This is a genomic window from Mucilaginibacter jinjuensis (genome assembly GCF_028596025.1).
Classification (GTDB): Bacteria; Bacteroidota; Bacteroidia; order Sphingobacteriales; family Sphingobacteriaceae; genus Mucilaginibacter; species Mucilaginibacter jinjuensis.
On the sequence record NZ_CP117167.1, the window covers coordinates 1981640 to 2007354 of the forward strand.

Consider the following 25715-nt stretch of genomic DNA (forward strand, 5'->3'; position numbering starts at 1 on the left):
CACCTGTATAGAGCTACCATTTGATATTTATGCCTACACCATCAGGACTATTTTCGAAACCGATTAACAAAGTTTTCGAAGATCCATCCCACGAGGTTTTAGCATCGTTGATTACTTCGCCTTTGGCATTCTTTACAACGGTTTCTTTTGGCTTGGCCGGTAGTAAAACACGCATCACGTTTTCGGTATTAGCCGGGCTTTTAGCGGTGAATGAATAGCTGTTGGTTGTTGCCTTTTCGTCATACACCCTCGCTGCTGCGGCCAATACCTGCGGCTGCGATTTATTAATTACACGATTTACTGCGTACAAGAGCGATTGCTCGCCCGGTTGTACTTCTTTTTCAGACAATACAGGTAGTGTAGGGTCAAAAAGATCAATTACAGGGCCTTTTATTTTATATGGTGCTGTGCTGGTGTTTTCGTCCATCACCGAGATAATATCGTAAGGGCCTCTTTCCAGGTAGAAGTTGTTTTTGAAGGTAAGCTCACCTGCGTGTGCATCTTTTTCGTAAGCCTTTTTCAGTATATCGATATAGGCATTATCATTACCGGGCTGCATGATAAAGTCTTTCGGGTTTTGTCGCATCACATAAACGGTGCCTTTGCCTACTTTAAAAGAGCCATCAGCGGCTTTAGTATCAATACCCAGTAATTTGAACAAATGCTGAGAAGGTGCCGTAAAGTTATTGCCCTTGGTATCCCACCATTCCATTACGTTTTGGTATGGATCGTCATCTTTACCGATGTATACCAGTACGCCGCCATTTTTAACCCATTTGGCCAGGTTGGTGTGCACATCCGGCGTCATTGGTTTCATGTTCGAATAGCTCATCACCAAAACCTTAATATCCTTAAGTGTTGCCGGGTAACCCAGGTTTTCCATGTGGACGGTCTGTACAGGTATGCCGCGTTTTACCAAAGGCATGGTTTGCCCATAAAAAATAGAGAAACGCGGATCTTCAAACCCATTATGAGTTGGGAAACGCTGGAACATGAGCGAATTACTCATCAATACACCAATACCATTTACGCCCGATACGCGATTTGCTGATAGAGGCATGCTGTTAAGCGCGTTAACCATAATCTGCATCTGGGTTGAATAAAAATGTGGGATCAGCGTTTTCTCGTTACTGTTTGGTACAGGGTAGGGGTGGGTATAAATACGCTCCGGCCATGGCATTACCTCGTAGTTATCAACCATAGGGTAAAGTACCTTCGCTGTAAATGTGGCCTGGTAATTACGTTTGTAATCGCTCCAGTCATGTACACGATCTTCGATAGGGTCGGTCAGTAAAAATACTTTACGTTTGGTTGGCGCGGTCATAGATACAGCCGAACCGTATTCAAGAAAAGCGTTCTCGAATACACGCTCTTTTGCTTTACCGTCGAAAAATGTTTGTTCGCGCGCGGTACCTGTCCACACCTGGGCAATGTAGCCATCAATACTTGGCAGTGATGCCAAGCTGGCTTCAGGGCTCACAATTTCCCACGATGAATAATTTACAAGCGAGTGCGTCGCGATAAACACTTTGATATTCATCCCTTTGCTCTTGCCATAAGATTTGGCATATTCTGATACCTGCTTAATAGCGTCATAGTACAAATGATATTTTAGCTTATTGGCCAGGTAAGTATTTTCAGCCGATTCATCCTGTGGTTTCCACGGGAAGCCGTAGTACTTTTGCCATTCTTCTTTAAAGGGCGCGCTATAACCCGCACGTGCCCAAAACTCAGGCTCTTCTAAAAATATGGTGCTGATGTTGGCATCGATAACCCGTTTAACAACTCTTTCTTTCATGTAATCGATAAACGATTGCACGGGTACCACATAAGGCATGTTATGGCCGTGCATAATGGTATCGCCCCGTTTGGTTACCTGCCCAACGCCCAGGTGGTTTTTGCCATCCCACTGGCCCAGAAAGTAGTCGTAGTACTCGCCCCAGGCAATGCCGGTCATGAAGTTGACTTCGTAGCCGTGATCGCGCCATGATTTTACGCGCTGCTCGAAAGTGAGGTTGCCATGGTCATTTGCCCCGTATACGATAGCAATATCAGAGCGTACATCAATTTCAGGGATCCAGGGGCTGCTGGTTTGAAACGCAGTTTTCTGTTTAGAGACAATAGGGTCTGTGTTTTGCGCCATTGCCGAAACAGAAAGCGCTAATAAACCGCCAAAAAGAATAGGTATTTTCATTTAAAATATATTGGTAGATATATGTAAAATAAGAGGGCTCAAAACCTGAGCCCTCTGGTAATTATAAATAAGTTATTGGTGCGATGCCAGAACCGGTGTGCTGTAATTGTATTGGTTAAGGCCGGCATTAATGCGGGCACCAACCCTGAAATACACATCCTGTGCCGGAAGCGAGCCGCCGGTAGTAGTGATAGTAATTACCTGCCCAAGCAAACCGGTACCCGTTGCACCGCTGTATTGGGTAAGGGTTGAGTATCTTGGGTCGTAATTGTTGCTGCCATCGTACTGTGTGTTGCTTACATACAGGTTAATGTCGGTAACATCAAGCAAATAGCTTGGATTTGCCGTACCCCGCGTAACCTTAACCTTAACAGTTACTGTGTTATCAGGGTTTACTACAGGTGTGCCTACCCAATCAACCCGTAAAAACGGCTGAACTTTGAAATTAACATTAGCTTGTTTTTTCAATACGATGGTTTGGCTCGAATCTGATAATAAAGCCCCGTTGCTGCTTGTTTGTACCACAGGTACAAACGGACCTTCAACCGAAACTTTGTAGGTGGCATCAAAAACTTTGGTGTTCTCAAATGTACCATCCTGCTTCGACTGGAAATAAATAGGCACCGGATTGGCACTGTAACTAGTTTCGAGCAGCTTAACACGTGTACCGCCGCCACCGATTTCAGTTTGTACGGTTTTGCCGGTTCCTTCATCAATTGTACTGCCTGTGATGGTAGATGATGGGGCCGCTTCATTATCTATTTTACTGCATGAACTGCCGGCGGCAATAGCCAGGCATAGCGCAGAATAATAAAATATCTTTTTCATGTTTATATATTAATAGCCTGGGTTCTGTATTATTTTATTGCTTTTTGAAATGGCTCCGCCCGGTATCTGTTCGTAATACCAGCGTGTATCATAAGTGTAAACGTCATTTCTTTCGTCAGTACGCTGATCGAAGAAGTACTTACCTGCCTGTGAAGAATAGAACGGCATTAATACCCTGTAAATAGTTCCGTTTTGCTCTTTGTTAAAGATCCTCCAGCGTTTTAAATCCCAGTAGGTTTTGTTTTCAAAAGCAAGTTCTTTTCTTCTTTCAGCACGTACGGTATCAATAGTAGCTATACCGGTTAATGGGTTAGCGCCTGCACGTGAGCGGATCTGGTTTATAATAGTAGGCGCATCAGATGCTGATACACCGCTTGATTGACCAAGGCTTTGCAGTTCAACCGCTGCTTCTGCTTTATTCAATAGAACCTCGGCATAACGCATCTCGATCCAGGTTTGGGTTTCATTGTTTTCGAGCACTTGTGAAGTAGCCAGGTTAGGGTTTAACCATTTCCTTATCGAGAAACCTGAAATTGCACAGGTTTGGTCTCCGGTGAAGATACCGCTAAGGCCAGCTGGGTTCATCAGCGTACCATCAGGCAGTTTATAAGCGGTTTGGCCCGATGTTGATGATACCACCAAATTAGTTGTAGGATATTGAGATTTTGACCCCGCAGGCAGCAGCGGACTAATACCTGATGAGGCTGGACCAGTGTAAATACCACGGCGGATCTCAATGTTCTGTCCTTTAAATACGTCGCCCGGTAAAATTACGGTAGCCCTTAATCGTGGCTCTGCATTGGCAAATATGTCCATGGTGTTGTTATACAACAGGTAATTACCATTTGCATCCAGTGTTTTGAGGGTGCCATTGGCGTTTTTAGGTAAGCCGTCAAATTTCTCTACGAAATCCAGTGTAGGGTTTACTTCTGATGAATAACCATTTGGCCCCATTAACTGACGAGGAACATAGTATGCATCGTAACCGTGTACCGAGTTTGGATATTGGTATTCACGTACAAAAACGTTCTCCTTACTTGCTGCATCAGAGAACAGGTTCACGAAGTTCTGGTACTGAGCATTCTTATCAGTAGCCGACCAGCCAGAAAGATAAAGGCTGTAAGCCCCATCCAGCAATTTGGCTGCATCATAAGCTTTCTGGAAATAACCTGCTGCTGTACTTGCCGGTAAGCCGCAAATTTGGTTGTTGCCATCAAATAAAGTGATAGTATTGTATTTTGCGATTGAACCGGCATAAAGCATTGCACGCGATTTAAATGCTGCTGCAACATATTTATTAGCCCGGCTACCATCAGCATTATCTGCATTGGTTGTCGGTAGGTTGGTGATAGCAAAATCAAAGTCGCTGGCTACCTGATCCCACACGGCCTGCTCTGTTGAGCGTGGAACGTTAAGATCGGTAACATCTGAACCCGGTGTATAATTTAAAACTGTATTAACAATCGGCACCCCGCCAAAACGTTTTACGAGGGCAAAATAAGTCATACCACGAATAAAGTAGGCCTCGCCCAACCAGGCATTTATTTGTGCAGCGCTAAATGTGCTGGCATACTTTGGTAGGGTCTGGATAAAATAATCGCAATCGTGAATAGTGGTATAATTACCGCCCCATACGTCCCAATGCCAGTCACCAAAGTTTTCAGATGACGATCCTGTCTGGTCACGGCTTAAAGCTTCCCCGGTTGTGGCCGATGTTGGTTTAATGATCCAGAAAAAGTTTAAACCCATATCAGGCGTATACCTGAAATCTTCGATAGGTAATTCGCTGTAAAGGCGTGCCATGTAGGCTGTGATACCACCCGGAGAACCAAACACATCAGGATCCTGAATAATGTTTTTAGGCGGAATATCGAGCTTCCGGCAGGCCGAAACTCCTGTTAAGAGGGCAATTACTAATAGTAATATTTTATATTTTCTCATGATGATGTTCTCAATTAAAATTTAACGTCTAAACCAATGTTATACAACTTGTCGAGCGGGTACAGGTAGCCATAAGTACCTGTCGGATGCTCAGGGTCAACATACTTCACGCTGGTAATGGTGAACAGGTTATAACCGCTGCCGAAGATCCTGACAGCCTTAACACCTATTGCTTTCAAAACCGGTGTTGGCAAGGTGTAGCCAAGCTCAAGGCTTTTTAACCTTAAATAAGCAGCGTTTTGATAGTTAAAGGTAGAGTTGGTGTTAGCTGTTGTACCGGTATAAGCAAATTTGCCTGGTACCCAAACTGTATTCGGGTTGTATGGGTCGGCATTAGGATCGGCCGGGTGCCAGTCGTTGTTAAACTGGGTTAACGCACTACCACCACCCCATAGCGGGATATTTAACTGTTCAACATAAGATACGCTGTAGATGCCGGTTCCCTGTAACAGGATGTTAAAGTCGAAATTCTCGTAAGAACCACCGAGCGTTAAACCGTAAGTAATTTTAGGATTGATAGTTTGGCCTGCGTTTGCACCATTACCATAGGCAATAGGGTGGATGTCGTTTCCATCGATCTGGCCATCACCGTTCCAATCCTGGTAAATGTAGTCACCCACTACGGTACCACGGTTTACATATACCGGGCTGTTAACAATCTGCTGGTAGTTTTGGTATTGGCCAGCACCGGAGTTACCCATTTGGATACCCTGGTTCCTGCCGGCGCTGTTGTTTAACCAGTCGAGGTAAGAGTTTCCTTGTGGTGATTCTGCCCGTGTAGTGTTGCGGGTATTGGTGTAAAGGAAGGTACCTTTAACATTGTAGCGGAACTTACCTATGCTGCCATGGTGCCCAACTTCAAAATCGATACCTTGTGTTCTGTCGCCATTTAAGTTGGCTTGTGGGAGCGGGGCACCCAAAACATCAGGCACCTGCAAGGTGGCATAGGCCAGTAAGCCTTTACGGTCGCGGATAAAGTAATCAACTGTAACGTTTAATAATCCTTTCCATAGATCAAGATCAGCACCGGCATCAAATGTATGCGAGGTTGACCATGTTATGCCCGGGTTTGGAATCCCTTTATTTTGAACAGAGTTATAAAAATTACCGCCAAATACAGCGCCGCTTGGCAGCTGATTGGGTGATGGTGCTGTTTGGCCTATTCCGTATGCCGGGTAGTTATATCCGGTAAGGAATTGGTAGTATAAGCTACCGTCATCGCCCAGTACACCATAAGATGCACGCAGTTTAAAGTTATCTATGAAAGATAAAGCGGCGGTATTTTTCCAGAAACCTTCATCAGATACACGCCATCCCAATGAGGCCGATGGGAAAAATCCCCAGCCCTGGCTTGGTGCAAAACGAGATGATTTATCATTACGGAAACTAAATTCTGCGAGGTATTTGCCTTTATAATCATAAGTAAGGCGGCCCACAATTGAATTGGTGGTATATTCATACAATGCGCTGTTGCTGTTATCCTGAGAGGCATTCTGATTGGCAGCATTACCAGCCGAAATCTGATCTACAGGGATAGCCAGTTGGCGGTAGGCGGCAAAGTTATCGCCGCTTTGCTGGTTACCTTCGTAAAGTATCAGGGCACTCAGATTGTGTACACCGCCAAAAGTATGGGTATAATTGATAGAAAACTGGTCGGTGTTTTTTGGATAATCGTAATACTGACGCTGAACGTAAGCCGGCGAATTATTAAGGGTTGGTGTATACGTTTTAGTGGCGTCGTTGTATTCGTACAAATTGTATGAGCTCTGGTATAATTTGTTATCCTGTATCTGCTCATCGTAACTGTACAAGCCTTTTAATGACAGGCCGGGTACAAACGGAACCTTATACTCCAGGCTTATTGACCCATCAAAAAACTTGTTAACCTGTTTGCTGTAACCGTTAATGTCGGCATCGCCATACGCAATCGGGTTTCCACCGTCAACCTGCCCTTTTAAATAATATGGGGCTGTGTTATTAGCGTAAATGGTTTGAGTTGGCAGCTCGCGCCATGCCTCCCTTGTAGTATACCAGAAAGGTTCGGCGGGCGAGTTTTTAACGTCTGAAATTGCACTAAGGTTTAGGTTTACAGTAAGGTTTTTGCCAACCTTACTGGTGATATTTGAACGTACATTATAACGTTTGTAGTTTAAATCGTTGCTTTGTAGTAAGCCGTCCTGATCGGTGAAACTTCCGCTTAACAGATATTGTGTAGTTTCATTACCACCAGTAGCCGTTAGGTTATGCTGCTGTTGCGGCGCCGATTTTTTGAAGGTAGCATCGTACCAATCTGTGCTTTGCTTGGTACCATTGGCATAAGCTGCAAAATCTGCAGGGGTAAAAACAATTTTACCGCCATTGGCCTGGTGTAGTGCCTGCTGGTTATAGAGCGTCATATAATCAGTTGCATTAACCGGTTTAGGCAATCCAGATGGTACCTGCCAGCCATAAGTGCCATTGTAGCTTAATTGCAGGGTGCCTGCTTTACCTTTTTTGGTGGTGATGAGGATAACCCCATTTGCGGCCTTAACGCCGTAAACGGCGGCAGAAGCATCCTTTAGTACCGAAACGCTTTCAATATCATTGGGGTTTAACCGGGATAAAATATTGCTCGATCCTACACTATTGTCGCCGTTACCACCTGTTACTGTAAAATCGGGTTGCTGCACACCATCAATTACCACAAGCGGGTTACCCATGCCACGGATGTTAATGTTGTTAGCAAAGTCGCCCGGTTCTGCCGTGTTTTGTATTACCTGCAAACCTGCAATTTTACCGGTAAGCATGTTTTCAACGTTTTCGTTTTTGGTAGTTACAATTTCCTGGCTCGAAATAGAGGTTACTGCACTGGTTAACGATACCTTTTTCTGTGTACCGTAACCTACTACCACAACCTCGCTAAGGTTTGACTGGGCAGGAGCAAGGTTTACGTTAATTGTTTTGTCATCACCAACGGTAATCTCTTTGCTGGTGTAACCCACAAAGCTGAAAACAAGGATAGCGCCTTTATCAGCATTCATAGAAAATTTACCATTTACATCGGTAACTGTACCTACGCTTGTACCTTTTATTTTAACTGTAACGCCAGGCAGTGTGGCGCCTTTTTCATCTAACACGGTTCCCTGTACTTTGCCCGATGATTGTGCGAAGCCTGTATGGTAACAGAGCATCAGGAGGGAAACCAGAAATGTGAGGCTTAGGGATTTTTTGAGATAAAACACACAAAGCCTACCATGACTTGTAAAAGTTTTTTTCATAAATAATGGTTTAATTGGTTTAATAAACTGCAGGCTACGGTTGCGCCCTGCAATTAATTGGTTGAGCAATTTTAAAGGATAGTGTATTAAAAAAGGGGTTAAAATATGGGTTAATACAATATAAATCTTCTTAACCTCGGCGTTTTAACCCTATTATTAAACATAGCTGGGGTATAAAAAATCGATTTAGCAAAAATTATGGAACATAGCATGGGCATAGATCAAAAAATAAGGATCGTGTTTAACAGGTAGGTGCAGGCAGAAATAACTATTGGAGCGCTTTCTCGAAACTGATGGGGTAATCTTCTCCTAAAGATTTACTGTACTCCTGGGCAAAGTGGTCGTAAATTTTTTTTGAGTGCTCAATACCCTTAGTGGTTTTATAACTTTTAAGTTCGTATTTAAAAGCATTGTCGTTAAACGGGTCGATGTGAAGTATCAACTTGGAGAGTTCTAAAACAAGCTTAAAATTTTTTTCTTTATACAGCTTATCCAATTGTGGCGATAGGGCATCCATCAATTGCTCGTCATAGGTCTGCTTAAAATCATCAACCCACTGGTCGGCCATTTCTGATAATAAGCCTCCTCGGGAAATAAGATCATAATGCTCATCAATCAATTGATCGCGCTCTGCCGATGCATTATTTAACTGATCATAGATCACAAAATAATCGCAGAAAAAGGTATCGTCTGTTTCAAATACGTAAGTATCGTTTACAAAAAGTAACTGCAGGCCTTTAATATCGGCTATGCTGTTGCGCAAATGGTTAAAAGTAACCCCCTTAATGTTTTTGGTCTTGGCAACATCCTTGTCCGGCCATAGGGTGAGCGAGATTTTTTTAGAGCCGATACCTTTGCCGTTTTTACTATTTAAAAGTATCAGCAAAAACAGCTGTTTTATTTTAGGGCTGAAGAGGTAGCTGATATCCCGGCTATTTTTATCAAATACGGTAAACTCGCCTAAAAGGTAAACCGCATTTGTTTTAACCCGATACTCAGATGGGATCAGCACCTTGTCGCTTTCCTCTTCAATATCAGGCTTAAGGATCGGTTGCTGTTTTTTGCGCCACAAGTATAAAAGCACCAATAAAGCAACTATTACAATACATACTATTGCTATATAAAGCAATGAAGCCGACATTTTCTTTTTGGGTGTTATGGCTGCCAGGTAATCGGCCGTGCTTACGGGAGGTGCAGCTAATGAATAAACCTTAATTGTAGAATTTAATGGGTTGGTAAACTCTTGTATGGCGCAATAAAATTCGTCGCCTTTATTGTTGTAAAACAGGTTAATATCTGTTTCTATTTTTTCTGATGTAACCGGTATCGGGGCGCTAACCACTTCGTATGAACCATCTTTGATGGAGAATTTATACAGGCGGATGCTGGTTTTAGCCACCTCGTGCGGGTAGCACAATACATAAAAATACTTTTTATCGGCAGATACAATCAGGTTGTTGGCAGGTACAAACACTTCTTTCTCGGGCTGGATATTCCAGCATTTTTTTACGGTATGCGTTTTTAAGTTAATGCGGTACAGATCGTAAAATTGCTTGCCGCCAATAATCTGGTTGCCGGATTGGTTACCATAGCCACCAAACAGAAATACTTCGTCTTTATTTTCTGCACCACCACTGGCCGAGAAGAAGCGCGGATTTATACGGTCGCCTTTAAATTGCACGTTTTCCCACTCATCTTTACTTTGGTTGTACCTGAAGAACGTATTGTAATATTTAAACGAACCATAACCGCCAAACAGGTAAATGCTATCCTGGCTGCCATTGAAAAAACTGTTATGGTGATGGCGCTGCTCGGGGAAAGTAGCCTTGCCTATGTTTTGCCATAATAGGGTATTAAGGTCTAAAGCGGCAATACTTGTTTTGCCGTAAGGCTTATCGTAAAAGGCTTCGTAGATATAGCATTTGTTTTCACGTGCGTTAAACAGGCTTTTGCCCAGCACCATTTTTACGGGCAGGGTGTTTTTGTAAGTAATGGATGATGACAATCCCGTCTGTGGATCGTAAGTAAGGAGTGAATCTGTTTTGTATACAAAAAGCCTTTGTTTCAGCGTATCATAATTAAGCCCGGCAACCTCGTTAAATTGATGCTTGTAAACAGGTTTCCAGAAGTACGAATCATTAATAAGCCAGATGGGGTTTTCAACAAAGCCAATAGCATCCCCATCTGCATCATGTACAGCATTACCTTTCCACTCATTAAGCGGGAAAAAATATTTGGAAGAGTTATCGCTAACCGATAAATTCCTGATGGCCATGTTGGGCACTTCGGTATAATATTGGTTTTTGCCAAACATCAGCTTGCCGGGCAGTTCGCCGCCGAAATCAAGATCTGTAGCCTGGTAGCGTTTATTATCAATGTAAAGGGTTACTGTATTATTAAGCAGGTTAAAATCAACCTTAACCTTTATCCATTTATGTTTTTTTAGCTGTGAATCCTGTAGGGGAATCTTTAACTTATTGCTTACCCTATCGATGTTAAAATTGAGATAGCTGGTATTATCGGTATTAATGTAGCTTAAACTATAGGAGTTGTTTTTGTCTGATACGTTAAAAATATAACCCAAATGGTTTTTATCCCAAAGTACAAGGTCGAAATCAATGAGCAGGTGTTCTTTAAAAACCGGGGTAGTTGCTTTAAAAACATCATAAGAAGTCCTTTTGGCAACCAGGCTATCATTTGATGAAAACATCAGGCCTTCGGCTTTGCTTAAAACCGGGGCGCATAACATTAAAATAAAAAATAGCCCGGCTGCTACAAACAGAAATTTATTTGCCTTTGGCATCCACGTAAAATTAGAATTGATATGTTTTTTTTATAATTAGATGGTGCTAAAATAGCGGTTTTTCCGGGTAACACAATATGCCGGCAACTATACCGGTGCTTCTGAAAGTCTGGAAATACCAATTAAGCACCGAAAAATTGTTAATCATTTGGGGAAATATTACGCTGTAAGCAATTCACCAATTTGGGGAATTTATACCACAATGATATTCTCAAAAAGGCTAAAAACAGTAATGAAAATGTTAAATAGTGCCTAAAACCTTATCAATGGTATATTAAATTAATTGGGCACAACAATTGTATCTATATTTATACAACGTATTTAAAGTGCTCATAGCACAATAGGTTAAAACCTGTATTGATCAAATAAAAAGACATATAAATTAGAAATTTCAACACTTATAACAATGAAAAAATACACTTTACTTTCTTTATTCCTGAGCATTGCAAGCAGCGTAATGGCTATAAATCCACCAGCATGCCCAAGTGGAAACTGTTCAACTCCAGGTACTGCACTGCCTATTAATTCAGGTGTTGTATATTTATTGGCAGCCGGCCTTATAGTAGGTATTACAGCTATAATAAAATACAAGAAATTAGCTAAAGCATAAATTTCCCCGAAAGGCCTAAATTTATTATAAGATAAAAGGAGTTCATCAGGAACTCCTTTTTAATTTCATATTTTTATATTATTAATTATAAGAGCCAACGTTGTCTAAAAATCTATACCTAAATAAGTGGGGCAAGATACCTGTTCCAGTAAAGCGCTTTATTTTACATGCGCTGTTGATACTTGTTGTATGGAAACTGTTATATCTTTTATTGCTTCCGGCACGTGTATTAGACAAACCTCTCAGCTACGCAGTGGGCATTGGCACCACCTGGACACTCAATACCTTCAGCCATTCCACTGATTTTAGTGAAAAAAGCCAAATGGGTATTATTCCTTCAGATAGCGGCCCGTCAGCTGCGCCGCTCGAAAATATCTATATTCATGATTGGAATGTGGTATCGATAGAAGATGGTTGTAACGGGCTGGAACTGATGGTATTGTACATCGGCTTTATAGTATGTATGCCTGCTACACTCAAAAGAAAGGTAATATTCGGTATTATTGGCCCTTTGCTTATTTATGTAGTTAATGTGCTGCGCTGCGCTGGCGTGGCTTACATCATTATTTATTACCCAAAGTTTGCCGATTTTGCACATCACTACGTATTCACTTTTGTAGTTTATGGCTTTATAATTGGTATGTGGCTAATTTTCTCAAAAAAGCTTAATCTTGAGCATGCGCAAACTGAGTAACCGCCAAATTTATTGGATAGGGTTTATCATTATTGTTATCATCTATTCATTGTATAACCTTTACCTGGTTGATGTGGGGTATTATCAGTCCATCCCACGTAAAGCAAGGCATATTGGCAAATTTTTATCTATTCTCATCATATATGGCACAGGTACGCTTGCGCTGCGCCGTACCACTACAGAGTGGATGATGTATATCTGGCACCTCATCCATGTCATTATTATCGTTTTATTACTATTGCTTGGCCTTTACGACTGGAGTTTTGGCAAACTATCCATACAGATGCATAATATAGCCAATACATTATTTGAATTTCTGATTTCGCCGGTGATTTACATTGCCGTAGGTATACTCAATAATAAATTTGGCTCGAAGGAAACGTCGACCCTTAATTAACATAAGGAACCAAGCAAAATGTAAAGTAGCCATCAAGGAGACGGCTCTTTATATATAAATCTGATTCCCGGTTAATCAATTGAATGTATGGCCGCTGACGCAAACTTGTTGGCAATCTCTTGGTTTTCAATACCCTTATATTGGTTCATGTTTTCTTTAAAAAGCTCGAACAACTGGCGGGCCTTTGCTTCATAACTTGCAACGCTTGGCCATGTTTTTATAGGGTTTAGAAGAGCATCGGGGACACCGGGGCATGTTTGGGGCATCATCAGTTCAAACAGGGGCAATTTGTCGTACTTTACCCCGGAGAGGCTTCCATTGATTGCTGCGCTGATGATCGACCGTGTAAAATGAAGCTTAATTCTTTCGCCGATCCCATAAGGGCCACCTGTCCAGCCGGTATTAATCAACCATACCTGTACGTTGTTTTCTTTGATCCGTTCCTCCAGTAATCCGGCGTATTGAAAAGGATGTAAAGGAAGAAAAGCTTTGCCGAAACAAGCAGAAAACGTAGCTGTGGGTTCGTTTATACCGTGCTCTGTGCCGGCAACCTTGGCGGTGTAACCGGCTATAAAATAGTGCATCGCCTGTTCTGTGGTTAATTTCGAAATGGGTGGTAATACACCAAAAGCATCAGCCGTTAGAAAAAATATGTGACGGGGTATAGGGCCAACAGCTGGTTTTGCCACACCCGGGATAAAATTGAGCGGGTAGGAAACCCGCGTATTTTCTGTCTTCGAAATATTATTAAAATCAACTGTTTGTGTTCCCGGATAAAAAGAAACATTTTCGAGTAGTGCCCCACGTTTGAGCGCTGCATAGATCTGCGGCTCTTTATCCTTGTTTAAGTTAACTGTTTTTGCATAACATCCACCTTCGAAGTTGAATAGCGCGTTATTACTCCAGCCATGTTCATCGTCGCCGATTAGCCTGCGTTCAGGGTCGGCGGATAAAGTGGTTTTGCCTGTTCCTGAAAGCCCGAAAAAGATCGCACTTTCACCATCTGTTCCCGTATTTGCGGCACAGTGCATCGGTAAAACACCTTTTTGTGGTAACAAAAAGTTAAGCACAGAAAAGATGCCTTTTTTGATCTCTCCTGTATACCCCGTTCCACCTATCAGGATCACTTTTCTGGTGAAATTAATGATCGAAAAATTATGTTGCCGGGTTTGGTCTTCTTTCGGGTCTGCACAGAAACCGGGTGCTGCAATTACCGTCCAATCTGGTTGCAAACCCACATTTCCTTCTGTGCTGATAAACAGATTGTATGCAAACAGGCTTTGATAGGCGGTTTCTGTAATTACCCGGAGAGAAATCTGATGATCGGGGTCTGCACAGGCAGCTGCGTCACGGACAAAGAAAGGCCTGGCATTAAGATAGGTGATCATTTGGTACTGGAGTCGCTCGAATGCTTCCGGCGAAAAAGGGATGTTGATGTCATTCCACCATACCGTTTCTGCTGTAACGTCGTCTTTGACGATAAAACGGTCTTTGGGCGAACGGCCTGTAAATTCCCCTGTGTCTACCGCCAGTATATTTTGATCTGTAAGCAATCCTTCCCTGTTTTCAACAGCATAACGGGTGAGGAGTTCCGGAGAAAACTGATAAAAGCAAGTAGTGTTAAGGGGAAATCCCAGGTAAGTTAGGTCAAACTTGGTTAGGGTATATGCGTTTGTCATCATGTTTGTCTATAGTTAAAAAACAAATTCTGCCGCTGTAGTCATCAACTCGGCAGTTAAAACCAGTTCTGTAGAGCCAATGAAAATTGCTGTTCGCTGATGTAAGGTCTCTGGCTCGAGCTCCAGTATCCGCCGGCAACCATTAGTTGCGCGCCCACCGGCTTGTTCTACAATTAGCGACATCGGGTTGCATTCATAAAGCAGTCGTAACTTTCCCTTTGGGTATGCTGCCGTAACCGGATAGATAAAGATCCCGCCCTTAATTAGAGTACGGTGAATGTCTGCAACCATAGAACCGGTGTAGCGTGAAATGTAAGGCCTGTTACTTGTCGGGTCTTCTGTCTGGCAGTATTTGATGAATTTCTTCACGCCATCAGGGAAATGCACATAATTACCTTCATTAATGGCATAAATATTCCCGTTTTCGGGAATTTGCATATTGGGATGTGACAGGCAAAATTCGCCGATTGAGGGATCGAGCGTAAAGCCGTTCACACCTTTGCCTGTTGTGTAAACAAGCATGGTAGATGAACCGTAAATGATATAACCGGCGGCAACCTGCATGGTACCTTTCTGTAAAACATCGTCCAGCGTTGCCCTGGCAGACGACCGTTTCCGGCAAATCGAAAAGATGGTACCAACGGCTATATTAACGTCGATATTGGAAGAGCCATCCAGCGGATCTATCGCCACGATATAACTGGCGTTCTTTGATACGCCTGTATCCAGGTATAGGATGTCTTCATTTTCTTCCGAAGCTACGATACAGCATTCGCCCCCGTGTTTTAGCGCAGAAATAAACTGTTCGTTGGCATACACATCCAGTTTTTGCTGTTGTTCGCCCTGGGTATTCCCATTTCCTGTGCCCCCTAAAATATCAACAAGCCCGGCTTTATTAACCTCCCGGTTTACGATCTTGGCTGCAATGCCAATGTCTCGCAACAATCGGGAAAGTTCACCCTTTGCATAGGGGAAGTCTGCCTGCTTCTCAATAATAAACTGTCCCAATGTTTTAACTTCTTTCATGTTGCTTAGTGTATTTATTAGGTGTTTCTTTATTTGTCGCCCTATGATATAAACGAAACTAAATGATCTTAATAGTGAAACGAAAGGCCTATGTGTAATTTATTTTTTTTGAGAATAGGAAAAATTAAAAGTGGCTTAGTGTAACAGATTGTATGAAATACACTTTCGTGGCCGCGTAGCAGGTAATTCTCCGGCCGAACCTGCATTTTGTCTTTAATATCCGTTGAAATGAGGGTGAAAAGCCTGAAAAATCGGATAATCCCCCGATAATCACTATACCCATAGCATTTGCTTTTCTGAAAACAGACATTTGATGTAACCAATTAAGGGCCGCCGGGCCGCTATACTTTTGCACTGCTTTTGCCATAAACGCAGCCAGTGCAAACAAAGTTCAGCGTACTGCAGGTCCTTACCATAATCTTTAAACCTATATAATTATGCCAACTATCAAAGCTTTTTGTGCATACACCGCATTTTGGGATGCGGATGAAGAATTAATAGAAGCCGGCCAGTCGCTGTATTCCCGTAACTTATCCATAGACCGCCAGGGCAAGCATTTCCAGAGTCAGCAGCTTGAAGCAATCGGGAAGGCAGCTTTCTATATTTATGAATTGCGGGCACAGGGCGAATCGTACACAGGTGTTTGGGCCTTAACCTCATTTGCGGATATCAACAATGGACGAATTAAAGGGTGTGAACAGAAATGTGTTGATGATTGTGGGGGTAGGACTGTACACCGGGGTGAGGATAATCCTGATGCCAGCCCCGTATTGATCGCTTATCCGGCGGATCCCCAAATTGAGGAATTGATCGCCCGGGCAAAACTGACTACTACTCCGAAAATGATCAGTTTGGGAGAACAGGAAAACTGGCTTTGGACAGTTAGCGAGCCTACATTGATGGAAGAGTTAGTGAAGGCTTTTGGGGAATTGGGTACAGTGTTTCTTGCCGATGGGCATAATCGTATACCAGGGATGGCAAGCGTGCCTGGTCCGCAACCCAATCATGATGAATTGCACTTGGTCGGTCAGTCCGTTTATTTATCAACTTTGTATATGGCCGAAAACCAACTCAGGTCTCTGCCTTGCCACAAGTTATTGAAACCGGGGCATCCCATCAATCCGGAAAGTATTCTTCAGGTTATTGAGAAAAATTTTGAAATTATGGCTTCACCAGGTAACATGCCGATTGAGCCGGACCGGGCGCACCGGTTCGGCCTATACCTGGATGGCAGATGGTACCAGTTGATATTAAGGCAGCATGCACTCAATGGCGCCTCGTTTACCGGCCGGCTCGACGGGAATATTTTATACAGCCATATTCTTTTACCCACGCACCTGCTTCCGGGTTCGGCGCAGGGAGTTTCCCATATTGGAGGGGCGCAAGCCCTGCAGGAATTAACCGGATTGCTGGTTAAAGACTGTAGCCTGATTGCTTTTACGCTTTATCCCGCCTCCTTAAATCTAATCATGTCAGTAGGCTACACTGATGGGACGCTCGAGCCGGGGACAAACTGGATTGAACCCAAAATCCCTGAGAACGTGCTGATTTGCAATATTAATGCAACGATGCCCTTATGAGAAATTTGCAAATCACCCATAGCATTACGGATACAGAATCATCTGTAGTGAGCACCTATTTGCTGGAAGTGGCCAGGACTAACCTGATTGGCCCCGAAGAAGAAGCCGCATTAGCACGTAGAATTAAGACCGGAGATGCAGCCGCTCTCGAAAAACTGATTAAGGCTAATTTAAGGTTTGTAATATCTGTCGCCAAAAAGTACCAGGGGCAAGGTCTTCCTTTAGCTGACCTGATTAGCGAAGGTAATGCCGGCCTGATTAAAGCGGCACGCCTTTTTGATGAAACAAGGGGTTTTCGCTTTATCTCTTTTGCAGTATGGTGGATCCGGCAATCTATTATGCTTGCGATTGCAGAACAGACCCGGATGGTTCGTTTACCCATGAACAGGATTAATTTGCTGACAAAGATGAAATCTTGTGCCGCAGAGCTGGAGCAAAGGCTCAGCCGCACGCCGGAAATCGGGGAGCTGGCAGAATTTATGGAAGCCAGGGAAGGGCAGCTTTATGAGCTGTTAGGCAGTAGCGGGCGCACCATTAGCTTTGATGTGCAGATTGGATCAAATGAAGATTATACCCTAATTGATCAGTTATGGAATGAAGAACACCTTGCCGACCGGCTATTGGAACAGGAATCTTCTCATTTAGCGATAGCCCAATTGCTCGGACGGCTTACCCCAAGGGAAAGGGAGGTAGTAGAACTATGTTACGGGCTTAACGGACAGATGCAGTTAACGCCGGAAGATATTGCCGGGCAATTGGGTATCACAACCGAGCGGGTGAGGCAATTGAAACGGAGCAGCGTGCAAAAAATGGCCGCGATGATTGCCGCACACCCTGGTTGGTTTGATAATTGATTCTCTAAATTGTGCAGTGCCGGTAAGCAAGGTTAAAATTTGTTAATATGCGTACTATTTTGAGTAATATTGTGAACCAATTATTCTATTGCAGTACCGCTGCAAAACCATTTTATTTTTATGCCAAACACGTTTGACGAAATAGATACCGGCATTTTAACGCTATTGCAGCAAAATGGCCACCTGACTCATAAAGATATAGGTGAAAAACTAAATAAAAGCCCTTCCACAATACAGGAAAGGGTAAGACGCCTGCAAAAAGAGGGATATATTAAGGGCTATGTTGCCATAATCGATCATCATAAGGTTGGTCTGGGACTGATTTGTTTTACCCATATCAAGATCAAAGATCACCTGCATGAAAATTTAAGCCGCTTCGCAGAGGAAATCGTAAAGTTTGGCGAAGTACAGGAATGTTTTAAAGTATCCGGGGAGTTTGATTTTATTCTCAGGATAGCGGCCCCGGACCTGGCTAGTTATGATGATTTTCTGGCTAATGTGATCTCTAAAATTGTGCCCTTGGGTAATATGTACTCTACATTTGTGCTACAAGAGGTAAAAACAGGGGGGACCCTGCCTATAGGTATGCCTAAAAAGCAGATGGTATAGCAAGTAGAAATTTATTGATTTGTAAAAGTATGATACGAAAAATGGCGGTCCACTGAAGCGGAGCCGCCATTTTATTAACTTAACTAAACTCACTTTTACGAAATGAAAAACGATAAAGAACGAATATGACCTACTGTCTGGACTTGCTAAATGGCTAAAGAAGTAAGTTAATAATTAATCAAAGAAGAGGCCGGGAGAAAAGTCTCTTCTTTGATTAATTATTAGGCTGCCTAAACTGAAAAATATGTTAATCTTTATCGCTCAAAATTTTAGCGATACGGCTATTAATATCTATCAGGTGATATCGGGTAGCCTGATCGTGAATAGCAGGTAATGCCCCCTCAATTCTTTTCTTCAGTGCAGCAATATCAGCCCTACAGTCGGATGATACATCGCTATCAGTCGTAGGGGATGGGCCTTGCACATTTGCACCAGGCTTTACAATTAAACCCAGTTGACTGATATACATTTTTTGAAGGTTACGACGGTATATATCAATGGGACTGTGCGTGTTTAACTCTTCCCAAATTCCGCGCTCTAAATCCTTCAAATATTCCGGCAGCGTATACGGGTCTTTTGCAGTTTGCGAGATAGAAACTATGTTGAGCATTACTTTTGGACTTACACAAGTGGCAAGGGCAAGGCCCTGAAGTCCTTTAATTTCTTCTACAGGTTTTATGCCGATCCTTTGAACCATAATTGGCTCAATAAGCCATTTTGGTGTTTGGAAAACTTCGCTGGCATAATAAGTTACGGCTTCTTTTTGCCGGATACGGGGCACAGGGATAAATACAGGGCCGCTTTGCAGATCTGTTTTGGAGTTAATATATCTTTTCCCCAGAAAACTGCCTACGTGATTCATAAATGTAATATATTCACCTTCTACTGCTTTATACATCCCCAATAAATTATCCTGAAAGTCATCTTCCTCTTTTGTCCATTCGGGCAGGCCTTTCATCACTCTTTTCAGGTTTTTAATGCCGTAATGATTTGCTTTTTCAGGTTAAGCCTTAATGAATGCCTGTCTTTTCAGGTGTGTTAAAGGTGATCGTTAAAATTTATTTGCGAGGCCGGCTTCAGCCGTGCCTCGCTTTTTTTCATGTAACAAATATTATTATTATGGGCAGCAAAGAGCGGATGCAACGTTGTAAGGACAAAGTCTACAACGGCATTCTTAATGCAGCGATGGACATTCTCAAAACCGAAGGATGCGAGTCTTTAAGCGTTAGGAAAATTGCAGAAAAGATAGAATACAGTGTGCCGGTGATCTATTCTTATTTTTTGAATAAGGAGGCAGTTCTCATCGAATTATCGAGAAGGGGATTTGCGACATTGGTTAATTGCGTAGAAAAGGCGCTTATCGGATTAACTGACCCAGAAGCGAGAATGGAATCTATGCTGACAGCGCATATCAGATTTGCACAAAAAGAAAGCGAATTGTATCAATTAATGTATACTGTAGGTATCCATGTCACCGATGTTGAGGAGACTTTCCCTATTTTAAAAGATATCAGCAATCTTTTCCGAAAAGAACTAAATGGGTTAAGAAAGGACATTTCAGTTACTGAAAGTTCCTTCCGTAGTAATTACCTAACGTTTCTATCCATTGCCCATGGCCTTGCTACACTAAATCTCTACTTTAGAAACTTAGACCCGGTTGCAAATTGCACGGTGTTGAAAAGAGCAGTTCGCGGTATAATCAGTTCTATAGATTTTGAATAGCCGCAGAAATTATCCACATCAATCACTTACATAGTTTCAACAAGTACTCAATGGTTGAGCTTCTCAACAACATAGATTGAGCTGCTAAAGAAACCTGCCAATTGCCCTATATCACCATCTTTGTTATTTAAGCAAATTGCATGGACTTTTATCAAAAGATGGTAAACTATTACCAAAACGAATCGGGGCATGATAGTTTAAAAGTTATTGGCCTCGCAGTATTACTGCTCTTTTTGGGTGCTTTTTTGAGCTGGAAACTGGCCGGTCCGTTGTCTGTTTTAAAAGGATTAACGATACCGCTAATCATTGGCGGCCTGTTTTTCGGCATCGCCGGGGCAGCAAGTGGTGTTTATACAAAACGTTCATTTGTTGAAAAACTGAAGTTGTATGAACATGATAAGCCGGCATTTTTTAAAGCCGAAGTTCCCAGGGTGGAAAAGATTCACAAATCCTGGTTTGGCGTAAGGCTAGTTTGGACTGTGGTTGCTTTAAGTGGATTAAGCTTACTGATTTTTGCCAAAAAAAATTACCTGATGGGAGTTGGGTTGGGTATCCTTCTTTTTGGACTCATGGGGCACGTAGTCGAAGCCTTTTCTTATGCCAGGAATGAAAAATATAAGAACGATGTGCTTAAAGAGGCCGGTGCAGAACATCTTAGTGTATCCTATCAGCAACCTATCTCCGTCGATGATGTCAGCCATCTCATAGAATCACCTGTTGAAACTGAGCAAAAGAAAGCAAGGTTAAAATCCCCTTTAGAGCAGCCCGATTCTGTTAGAAATGAATCCCGCCTTCGGGATACTATCCTGCTGAAAGAAGTGAACGGTTTAAAGACAATATCAACGCCTATTACAGATTCGGATTTAAAGATTGTGGCCGATCAAATTAATGAAGTGCAAAAAGCTGATAGTACAGGTGATTTTAGCCAGGTTAAACTTTCAATAAATTCTAAAATTAAAGGGAAAAAACTGATCGATTATTATAATTCTGATCTGATTCAAAAAGACGGAATAAATGTTAAACACTGTTGGGTTAAAAAGAAATATATCAACTGAATAATTTATTGTGTAGTAGGCATTGTAAAAGGGGGAAGTAATAGGATTGTTTCCCTCTCTTTCTGTACCGCTCCAAGTTTTTAAAACTTGATAAAGCCAAATTGAACAAACATTTGAAGGAGATCCTCTGAAAACCAGGCCTCGGCAATTTTTTCGTTTTCGATACGGTAAAAACTCATCCCATTCCATTTTCCATCTTTATTAGATGGCTCGTTTCCCAGAAAGGGCCCAGAATTGCGCCCGCTATTGGTAAAAAACATGGCTACTTTGTCATCCTGCCCAATTGTATAAATAATTTCCAGTTTCATATTGGTGAAAGCGCCATTTATGGCAGATGTTAACATGTTGCGGTAATTTTCAATTCCATCGATATCACCCATAAAACCCCCATGCCATTTCATGTCGGCCGCCCAAAACTCATCGATCAATTCAAATTTATGCTGATTGATCACTTCCTCTGTAAATCGCTTTACGATTTCAATGTTTTTTTCTATGCTCATTTATATTGATTAATCTTCTGTTTAACAACTGCATTATACCTGCTCATTTGCACACTCTTGAAATTAACTGTACAAAGATCAGCCGAAGCAGTTATACGTTGTTTTTTTGAAAGGCTCAAAGTGCTTTTCCGAAAGGCTCATGGATCAATTTATCCATTTAAATAGCCTCGGTATAGATTCTGATGACCAGGCTACATCTAAATGCATTTTTTAGGATGTTAAGTAACAGTGTTATTATCCATCCTTTCTTTATAAGAATCAACAGGCAGAAGTTTCATGTTATTTTGAACCTGGCCATTCAAAACGACATCCAATAAGCGTTTGTTTTCAGATTATTTTCCATAGATCTGCTATTTGCTTGATAGCAAGTAATAAAATGAAAAAGCGAGACAAGTGACTTTGAATTGTCATTGTCTCGCTTTAGTGCTCCCGACGAGATTCGAACTCATATCGATGGTACCGGAAACCATAATTCTATCCATTGAACTACGGGAGCAGTGTGGCCGCAAATATAGAATATTTCCGTGTTATTTCAGGATGTATAAGTGATCAAAGACCTGTAGTGATACAAATTTGCGCCATTGTTAGATAAATCAATGGTCGTTATTATTATACTAAATCAGGTAATTGAACGGTCCAGGTGTACGTAACCACCGTCTACATAAATAATCTGGCCGGTGGTATGGCTGGAAAGCGGGGACAACAAAAAAGCAGCCATGTTCGCAATTTCTTCAACAGTAGTCATCCGTTTGCCCAATGGAATTTTATCGGTAATGGTTTTTAGTTTTTCCTGTGGATTTTCTACCGTGTTGATCCACCGTTCATACAGCGGCGTCCAGCATTCGGCCACAGAAACCGCATTAACCCTGATGTTGTGCGGCAATAATTCTACCGCCCACTCCCTGGTTAGTGCATTACGCCCCCCGTTTGCAGCGGCGTAAGCAGATGTGCCACCCTGGCCTGTGTCGGCCGTTTTAGAGGTAATATTTAATATACTTCCCTGTGATCTAATTAATTGGGGCAAGGCATAATGTGCCATAAGGTAATAATGGACCAGGTTTTTATGAAGCGATTGCATAAACTTTTCGTAATTGCCACTTTGTAGCCCTACGCCGTCATTTTCACCTGCATTGTTAACAAGCCCATCAATACGCCCAAAGCGATCAATCACGGCTTTCATAGCTTGTTCACAAGCTTCCGGTTCCGACAGGTTGGCTTCAAACTGGAACGCCTTACCGCCTGCAAGCTCAATTTCATTTACAGTTTTAATGTTTTCTGCAGCCGTGCGGCTTATAATAACAACCTGCGCCCCCTCACGGCCCAGTACAACTGATATGCCCTTACCAATGCCCCTGGCACCGCCGGTAACAATAATTACTTTATCCCGAAGTTGTAAATCCATTTTGATGAAAATTATTAGTCCGATATCCTGTAAAAAGTGGCCGCATTATTATTCCAAAAGTTTTCCTGTGCAGAGTGGGGGAAATCTGTCAGATAATCCTCGAGTACCTCAATTGTTTTTGCATAACCACCGGCGAGTAAACACACCGGCCAGTCTGACCCGAACATCACACGATTGGGGCCGAAACTGGTAAATACAACATCTAAATAAGGGGTGATATCTTCCCTGCGCCAATTTAGCCAGTTGGCCTCGGTACAAAATCCCGAAACCTTGCAATATACGTTCGGGTACCGGGCAATGTGCTTTATATCTTTTTCCCAGTCTGCCATTTTTTGTGACCGGATCTCGGGTTTAGCTAAATGATCAATAACAAAAGCCTGATCAGGAAATTCTTTTACGAGCCGAATGGCAGCGGGCAAATGTATTGGCCGTAGCAGCAGATCATAACTGAATTGATATTTAGCAAGTTTAGCTATACCGTTTTTGAACTTTTCGTTTAATAAAAAGTCAGGGTCAGGCTCTGCTTCAATAATATGCCTGAATCCCTTTATCTGCGAATACTTGCTGAAGAAAGTTAAGCGTTCCTCAATATCGTCGGCCTGTAAATCAACCCAGCCTACAACCGCTTTAATAAAAGGGTTGTGGGCTGCCAGATCCAGTAAAAACAGCGTTTCCTGTTCAGATTGGTCTGCCTGAACAGCTATACAGCCCGAGACTTGGTGCTGCTCCAGGAGTGGTTTTAAGTCGCCCGGCATAAAATCGTGCTTAATCACCTCCATTTCCGGGGTAATCCAACTGTCTTTTACCGGATCATAAATCCAGAAATGCTGGTGCGAATCAATTTTTTGCATACGCTATTACGGCTTGCCTTGACGATCCTAAGCCATCTATCCCCAATTCAACAACATCGCCTGCTTTCAGATAAACCGGTGGGTTGAAACCCAAACCAACGCCCGCAGGTGTACCTGTCGAGATCACATCCCCCGGCAACAACGTCATAAACTGGCTTACGTAGGCAATTAAAAAAGGTACTTTGAATATAAAATTGGATGTTGTGCCTTGCTGCATTCTTTTACCATTAACGGTTAGCCACAGGTTCAGATTATCAACATCACCAATTTCATCAGCTGTGGCCAGAAAGGGGCCAAGCGGTGCAAATGTATCACAGCCTTTCCCTTTATCCCAGGTACCGTTACGTTCCAGTTGAAACTCGCGTTCGGATACATCATTGTGCAGTACATAACCTGCTATGTAATTTGTTGCGTCGGCCTCTTCTATATACGATGCTTTTTTGCCAATAACCACAGCCAGTTCAACCTCCCAGTCTGTTTTTACAGAGTTCTTGGGGATCATGATCTCGTCATTCGGTCCAACCAATGAGGTGGTGCTTTTCATGAAAATGATCGGTTCGGATGGTATAGCTGCATTGGTCTCTTTCGCATGGTCGGCGTAATTTAGGCCGATACATACAATTTTTGATGGCCTGGCAATTGGGCTGCCTAAACGGGTTCCTTCGGCAAGTTTGTCAAGTTTATTATGTTTAACAAATTCTGCTAAGCGGGACAGTCCGTCATTTTCAAAAAAAGTCTCCGTATAATCTTCGCCAAAGGCAGATGCATCATATTTAATATCGTCAATAATCACTCCCGGCTTTTCTTTTCCGGCCTCACCAAATCTTATTAATTTCATATTGTTTAGTAGTTTATCGTCAGCTTTTTATTTGATTAAATTAAGCACCTGGATTGTTATAGATTAATTTTAAGCAGATGCAGGGCTATATATGAATAGAAATTTAATTATTAAGTTTAATAAAACCGCCATCAATCGGATAATCGGCGCCGGTTATAAAACCAGATTCGTCCGAACAAAGGTAAAGCGCCAGCGAAGCTACCTCTTCAGGCTCAGCCATGCGGCCAATAGGTTGACTTTTTGAGAGCTTTGCGAATATCTCATCTTCCTGTCCGGGATAATTTTTAGTAATAAAGCCATCCACAAAAGGGGTGTGCACCCGTGCCGGCGAAATACTGTTACACCTGATGTTACTGTGCAAATAATCGCGCGCTACAGACATCGACATGGCATAAATGGCACCCTTACTCATGCTATACGCAAAACGATCTGTAATACCCACGTGCGAGGCAATTGATGCCATATTGAGGATAACACCACCGTTGCCCTGTTTCATAACCGGTATAGCGGCATATAAACAATTATAAGCGCCTTTTACATTTACATTGTAAACGCGGTCAAAATCGGCTGCTGCAGTGTTTTCAACATTACCCACATGGGCTATCCCGGCATTGTTCACCAAAATATCAATCCTGCCAATCTGCTTAAAAGCATTAACTACAGCTTGCTGGTCACTTACGTCTGCTGCAACAGCATGGGCATTACCGCCCGTTTGTTTAATCTCGGTAGCTACTTGCTGTGCGGCCTCCAAATTTAACTCAACAATATATACTGTAGCTCCCTGGCGGGCAAACAACAAAGCAATCGCCTTGCCTATACCGCTGCCGCCGCCTGTAATAACCGCTATTTTATTTTCTAAACTAAACATAGTTAAT

21 protein-coding genes and 1 tRNA gene are annotated in these 25715 nt (G+C 42.5%); 8 read left to right on the top strand and 14 right to left on the bottom strand.

Annotated features, from left to right (window positions below; genetic code table 11):
* Window positions 1-13 precede the first annotated feature (13 nt).
* The 5 genes from PQO05_RS09020 to PQO05_RS09040 all read right to left on the bottom strand — a co-directional run bounded on the left by PQO05_RS09020 (window position 14) and on the right by PQO05_RS09040 (window position 11023).
* A complete protein-coding gene (locus tag PQO05_RS09020) occupies window positions 14-2194 on the bottom strand; it encodes a hypothetical protein (RefSeq protein ID WP_273632377.1) in 2181 nt (726 codons plus the stop codon).
* 72 nt (window positions 2195-2266) lie between these two features.
* A complete protein-coding gene (locus tag PQO05_RS09025; RefSeq protein ID WP_273632379.1) occupies window positions 2267-3022 on the bottom strand; it encodes a DUF3823 domain-containing protein in 756 nt (251 codons plus the stop codon).
* A 9-nt stretch (window positions 3023-3031) separates the two neighbouring features.
* Entirely contained in the window at window positions 3032-4963 is a 1932-nt protein-coding gene (locus PQO05_RS09030; protein WP_273632381.1) for a RagB/SusD family nutrient uptake outer membrane protein, read from the bottom strand.
* Window positions 4964-4977: 14 nt separating this feature from the next.
* Entirely contained in the window at window positions 4978-8220 is a 3243-nt protein-coding gene (locus PQO05_RS09035) for a SusC/RagA family TonB-linked outer membrane protein (protein WP_273632382.1), read from the bottom strand.
* A 268-nt stretch (window positions 8221-8488) separates the two neighbouring features.
* Window positions 8489-11023, bottom strand: a complete 2535-nt coding sequence (locus PQO05_RS09040; protein WP_273632384.1) for a Kelch repeat-containing protein — start codon at window positions 11021-11023, stop codon at window positions 8489-8491.
* Window positions 11024-11429: 406 nt separating this feature from the next.
* On the opposite strand from PQO05_RS09040, the gene PQO05_RS09045 reads away from it, so the two are divergent.
* The 3 genes from PQO05_RS09045 (at window position 11430) to PQO05_RS09055 (ending at window position 12724) form a co-directional block, all read left to right on the top strand.
* Window positions 11430-11633 (top strand): hypothetical protein, encoded by a 204-nt coding sequence (locus tag PQO05_RS09045; protein WP_273632385.1) that lies wholly within the window; start codon window positions 11430-11432, stop codon window positions 11631-11633.
* A 100-nt stretch (window positions 11634-11733) separates the two neighbouring features.
* Window positions 11734-12327, top strand: coding sequence for an archaeosortase/exosortase family protein (locus PQO05_RS09050; protein ID WP_273632387.1), 594 nt, complete (start codon window positions 11734-11736; stop codon window positions 12325-12327).
* Window positions 12311-12724 carry a hypothetical protein gene (locus PQO05_RS09055; RefSeq protein ID WP_273632388.1) on the top strand — a complete coding sequence of 138 codons (414 nt, stop codon included), beginning with the start codon at window positions 12311-12313 and terminating at the stop codon, window positions 12722-12724. The genes PQO05_RS09050 and PQO05_RS09055 overlap by 17 nt, the downstream gene beginning before the upstream one ends.
* A gap of 71 nt (window positions 12725-12795) precedes the next feature.
* Here PQO05_RS09055 and pckA read toward each other — a convergent pair whose 3' ends face one another.
* Together pckA and fbp are read right to left on the bottom strand one after the other, a co-directional pair.
* Window positions 12796-14406, bottom strand: coding sequence for a phosphoenolpyruvate carboxykinase (ATP) (gene pckA / locus PQO05_RS09060; RefSeq protein ID WP_273632390.1), 1611 nt, complete (start codon window positions 14404-14406; stop codon window positions 12796-12798).
* A 12-nt stretch (window positions 14407-14418) separates the two neighbouring features.
* On the bottom strand, window positions 14419-15429 hold the full coding sequence (fbp, locus tag PQO05_RS09065) for a class 1 fructose-bisphosphatase (RefSeq protein WP_273632391.1): 1011 nt from the start codon (window positions 15427-15429) through the stop codon (window positions 14419-14421).
* A 437-nt stretch (window positions 15430-15866) separates the two neighbouring features.
* Between fbp and PQO05_RS09070 the strand changes: the two genes are divergently transcribed.
* From PQO05_RS09070 to PQO05_RS09080, 3 genes are all read left to right on the top strand, one after another.
* On the top strand, window positions 15867-17009 hold the full coding sequence (locus PQO05_RS09070) for a DUF1015 family protein (RefSeq protein WP_273632393.1): 1143 nt from the start codon (window positions 15867-15869) through the stop codon (window positions 17007-17009).
* Window positions 17006-17863: a sigma-70 family RNA polymerase sigma factor gene (locus PQO05_RS09075; protein WP_273632395.1), complete on the top strand. Its 858-nt coding sequence runs from the start codon at window positions 17006-17008 to the stop codon at window positions 17861-17863. Before PQO05_RS09070 ends, PQO05_RS09075 begins: the two co-directional genes overlap by 4 nt.
* 120 nt (window positions 17864-17983) lie before the next feature.
* Window positions 17984-18472, top strand: coding sequence for an Lrp/AsnC family transcriptional regulator (locus tag PQO05_RS09080; RefSeq protein ID WP_273632396.1), 489 nt, complete (start codon window positions 17984-17986; stop codon window positions 18470-18472).
* A 247-nt stretch (window positions 18473-18719) separates the two neighbouring features.
* Here PQO05_RS09080 and PQO05_RS09085 read toward each other — a convergent pair whose 3' ends face one another.
* Window positions 18720-19430, bottom strand: a complete 711-nt coding sequence (locus tag PQO05_RS09085) for a zinc-dependent metalloprotease (RefSeq protein WP_273632397.1) — start codon at window positions 19428-19430, stop codon at window positions 18720-18722.
* Window positions 19431-19591: 161 nt separating this feature from the next.
* On the opposite strand from PQO05_RS09085, the gene PQO05_RS09090 reads away from it, so the two are divergent.
* Together PQO05_RS09090 and PQO05_RS09095 are read left to right on the top strand one after the other, a co-directional pair.
* Window positions 19592-20194, top strand: a complete 603-nt coding sequence (locus PQO05_RS09090; RefSeq protein WP_273632398.1) for a TetR/AcrR family transcriptional regulator — start codon at window positions 19592-19594, stop codon at window positions 20192-20194.
* A gap of 245 nt (window positions 20195-20439) precedes the next feature.
* On the top strand, window positions 20440-21249 hold the full coding sequence (locus PQO05_RS09095; protein ID WP_273632399.1) for a hypothetical protein: 810 nt from the start codon (window positions 20440-20442) through the stop codon (window positions 21247-21249).
* Window positions 21250-21329: 80 nt separating this feature from the next.
* On the opposite strand, the gene PQO05_RS09100 is transcribed toward PQO05_RS09095, so the two are convergent.
* From PQO05_RS09100 to PQO05_RS09125, 6 genes are all read right to left on the bottom strand, one after another.
* Window positions 21330-21749, bottom strand: a complete 420-nt coding sequence (locus PQO05_RS09100; RefSeq protein ID WP_273632400.1) for an ester cyclase — start codon at window positions 21747-21749, stop codon at window positions 21330-21332.
* A 424-nt stretch (window positions 21750-22173) separates the two neighbouring features.
* Window positions 22174-22245 (bottom strand) — tRNA-Arg (locus tag PQO05_RS09105).
* Between the two features lie 123 nt (window positions 22246-22368).
* Window positions 22369-23151 (bottom strand): L-fucose dehydrogenase, encoded by a 783-nt coding sequence (locus tag PQO05_RS09110; RefSeq protein WP_273632401.1) that lies wholly within the window; start codon window positions 23149-23151, stop codon window positions 22369-22371.
* A gap of 14 nt (window positions 23152-23165) precedes the next feature.
* Window positions 23166-24002, bottom strand: a complete 837-nt coding sequence (locus PQO05_RS09115; protein WP_273632402.1) for an amidohydrolase family protein — start codon at window positions 24000-24002, stop codon at window positions 23166-23168.
* Window positions 23989-24840, bottom strand: coding sequence for a fumarylacetoacetate hydrolase family protein (locus PQO05_RS09120; RefSeq protein ID WP_273632403.1), 852 nt, complete (start codon window positions 24838-24840; stop codon window positions 23989-23991). The genes PQO05_RS09115 and PQO05_RS09120 overlap by 14 nt, the downstream gene beginning before the upstream one ends.
* Before the next feature lie 103 nt (window positions 24841-24943).
* Window positions 24944-25708 (bottom strand): SDR family NAD(P)-dependent oxidoreductase, encoded by a 765-nt coding sequence (locus PQO05_RS09125; protein WP_273632404.1) that lies wholly within the window; start codon window positions 25706-25708, stop codon window positions 24944-24946.
* Between the last annotated feature and the right edge of the window lie 7 nt (window positions 25709-25715).

What these genes read in the sequence shown, in the direction of transcription:
- PQO05_RS09085 (WP_273632397.1), bottom strand. Translation starts at nt 19,430, where the DNA reads ATGAAAGGCCTGCCCGAATGGACAAAAGAGGAAGATGACTTTCAGGAT.
- PQO05_RS09075 (WP_273632395.1), top strand. Translation starts at nt 17,006, where the DNA reads ATGAGAAATTTGCAAATCACCCATAGCATTACGGATACAGAATCATCT.
- PQO05_RS09115 (WP_273632402.1), bottom strand. Translation starts at nt 24,002, where the DNA reads ATGCAAAAAATTGATTCGCACCAGCATTTCTGGATTTATGATCCGGTA.
- PQO05_RS09045 (WP_273632385.1), top strand. Translation starts at nt 11,430, where the DNA reads ATGAAAAAATACACTTTACTTTCTTTATTCCTGAGCATTGCAAGCAGC.
- PQO05_RS09100 (WP_273632400.1), bottom strand. Translation starts at nt 21,749, where the DNA reads ATGAGCATAGAAAAAAACATTGAAATCGTAAAGCGATTTACAGAGGAA.
- PQO05_RS09030 (WP_273632381.1), bottom strand. Translation starts at nt 4,963, where the DNA reads ATGAGAAAATATAAAATATTACTATTAGTAATTGCCCTCTTAACAGGA.
- PQO05_RS09110 (WP_273632401.1), bottom strand. Translation starts at nt 23,151, where the DNA reads ATGGATTTACAACTTCGGGATAAAGTAATTATTGTTACCGGCGGTGCC.
- PQO05_RS09035 (WP_273632382.1), bottom strand. Translation starts at nt 8,220, where the DNA reads ATGAAAAAAACTTTTACAAGTCATGGTAGGCTTTGTGTGTTTTATCTC.
- PQO05_RS09040 (WP_273632384.1), bottom strand. Translation starts at nt 11,023, where the DNA reads ATGCCAAAGGCAAATAAATTTCTGTTTGTAGCAGCCGGGCTATTTTTT.
- PQO05_RS09025 (WP_273632379.1), bottom strand. Translation starts at nt 3,022, where the DNA reads ATGAAAAAGATATTTTATTATTCTGCGCTATGCCTGGCTATTGCCGCC.
- PQO05_RS09020 (WP_273632377.1), bottom strand. Translation starts at nt 2,194, where the DNA reads ATGAAAATACCTATTCTTTTTGGCGGTTTATTAGCGCTTTCTGTTTCG.
- fbp (WP_273632391.1), bottom strand. Translation starts at nt 15,429, where the DNA reads ATGAAAGAAGTTAAAACATTGGGACAGTTTATTATTGAGAAGCAGGCA.
- pckA (WP_273632390.1), bottom strand. Translation starts at nt 14,406, where the DNA reads ATGATGACAAACGCATATACCCTAACCAAGTTTGACCTAACTTACCTG.
- PQO05_RS09055 (WP_273632388.1), top strand. Translation starts at nt 12,311, where the DNA reads ATGCGCAAACTGAGTAACCGCCAAATTTATTGGATAGGGTTTATCATT.
- PQO05_RS09125 (WP_273632404.1), bottom strand. Translation starts at nt 25,708, where the DNA reads ATGTTTAGTTTAGAAAATAAAATAGCGGTTATTACAGGCGGCGGCAGC.
- PQO05_RS09070 (WP_273632393.1), top strand. Translation starts at nt 15,867, where the DNA reads ATGCCAACTATCAAAGCTTTTTGTGCATACACCGCATTTTGGGATGCG.
- PQO05_RS09080 (WP_273632396.1), top strand. Translation starts at nt 17,984, where the DNA reads ATGCCAAACACGTTTGACGAAATAGATACCGGCATTTTAACGCTATTG.
- PQO05_RS09120 (WP_273632403.1), bottom strand. Translation starts at nt 24,840, where the DNA reads ATGAAATTAATAAGATTTGGTGAGGCCGGAAAAGAAAAGCCGGGAGTG.
- PQO05_RS09090 (WP_273632398.1), top strand. Translation starts at nt 19,592, where the DNA reads ATGGGCAGCAAAGAGCGGATGCAACGTTGTAAGGACAAAGTCTACAAC.